General features: G+C 75.7%; 2 protein-coding genes. One reads left to right on the top strand and one right to left on the bottom strand.

Annotated features, from left to right (window positions below):
- A partial coding sequence (locus tag E4099_RS31745) for an MBL fold metallo-hydrolase (protein WP_135342546.1) occupies nt 1-669 on the bottom strand: 669 nt, incomplete at its 3' end.
- Nucleotides 670-752: 83 nt separating this feature from the next.
- On the opposite strand from E4099_RS31745, the gene E4099_RS31740 reads away from it, so the two are divergent.
- On the top strand, nt 753-1,738 hold a 986-nt coding region (locus E4099_RS31740), incomplete at its 3' end, for a LysR substrate-binding domain-containing protein (protein ID WP_135342545.1).

Genomic DNA, 1,738 nt, shown 5'->3' with positions numbered 1-1,738 from the left:
GGTGCCGGGGAACGGCACCTGGGCACGCGGTCCTGGCATGGAGTGCAGGGAGCGCAGCACCCGGATCGTGTAGCCGTCGCACCGCAGGTACTCGCCGCCGCTCACCACGGACAGTTGACCCTCCGGCGCGCCCAGGGCGCGCAGCAGGTTGGCGTGGGTCTCGGTGCCGAGGACGGTGGCGCCGGTGGTGCGTGCCAGGTGCGGGACGTCGGGCAGATGGTCGTAGTGGCCGTGGGTGACCAGGATCTGGTCGGCCACCAGTCGATGGCGGTCGATGAGGTCGGTGTCCACGGTCAGCTCGGTCTTCGGGTCGGCCCCGGCCGGGGTGTAGGTGCCGGTGTGGAACCGGGTGAGCCAGGGGTCGATGAGCACCGTGGCGGGCTGCTTGCCGGGCCGGTCGATACGGATCTCCCAGCCGTTGTTGCCCAGCCAGCGCAGCCGGACACCGGAGCTGCCCCGAGTGCCGCGTAGCTGGGCGCCGTTGGCCGACTGGTTGACCGCCCCCGCGGTGAGGGCGGTGACCAGCCCGGTGGCCGAGGCGCCCAGCAGCAGCCGCCGGGACAGCGGGCGGCGCGCGGCGGGCCCGCGGCCTCGGGAGGGGCCGGACGCGGGGGCGGAGTCGGAAGCGGGTACGGCGGAGCCTGGCTCATGGCCGGAAGGAAGAGGCATGGCGGCATCAGAGCACCGTGCCGCCCGCCCCGTCCAAGACCGCACCCGCTCCGCGGTGATATCGAGATGGCTATCGTTCCTGCGTGGACCTACTGCGACACCTTCGCTACTTCCGAGCCGTGGCCGAAGAACTGCACTTCGGTCGGGCCGCCGAACGGCTCGGCATGGCCCAGCCGCCGCTGAGCCAGCGCATCCGGGGGTTGGAGGAGGAGCTGGGCACCCGGCTGTTCGACCGGAACTCCCGGGGCGTACGGCTCACCGCCGCGGGCGAGGTGCTGCTGGCGGAGTCCGAGGAGTTGCTGGCGCTGGCCGAACGCCTCCGTACCCGGGTGGCGCGGGCGGGGCGCGGCGCCTACGGCACGCTGCGGGTCGGGGTGGTGCCCGAGCTGCCGGGCCGGGTCCTGGCCCAGATCCTCACCGCCTTCGCGGCCGAGGCACCCGAGGTGCGGCTGGAACTGCACGAGACCGGTACCGCCGCGGCGCTGCGGCTGCTGGACGACCGCGAGCTGGACACCGGGCTGGTGCTGCACCCGGTGCGGCCGGCGGCGGCCCCGGACCCCGGGGCCCGGGCGGTGGAACCCGCGGCGGAGGGGGTCGGGCTGCCGGCCGGCCTGGTCAGCGGGCCGATGGCCTGCCTGCCGCTGGGCGTGGTGGTGCCACGCGGTTCGCCGCTGGCCGGCGGCTCGGCGCTGACCTTGCCGGCGCTGGCCGGACAGCCGCTGGTGCTCTTCCCCCGGGACGCCGCGCCGGGTGTGTACGACGCGATGCTGCGTGGCTGCCGGGCCGGCGGCTACCGCCCCGCGTCCGTGGTGCACGCCACCAGCCCGGAGACCATGCTGGCCCTGGTGATCGCCGGCCGCGGGATCGCGCTGGCGCACCCGGCCGTGGCCCGGAAGGAGCCCAGGGTGCTCTGGCTGCCGCTCACGGGCTCCGCCCTGGCCTGGCGGATGTCCTTCGTACGGCCCGCGAAGTCCCCGCACCCGGCCGCCGAACGACTGGCGGCGGTGGCCGCCACCGTACTGCCCGCCACCACCCCGGCGCCCCCGGCCGGCCCGGACCGCCCCACCGA

The sequence above is a fragment of the Streptomyces palmae genome, assembly GCF_004684805.1.
Classification (GTDB): domain Bacteria; phylum Actinomycetota; class Actinomycetes; order Streptomycetales; family Streptomycetaceae; genus Streptomyces; species Streptomyces palmae.
Note: the sequence above shows the minus strand (reverse complement) of the source record. Positions and strands in the feature narration are given on the sequence as shown.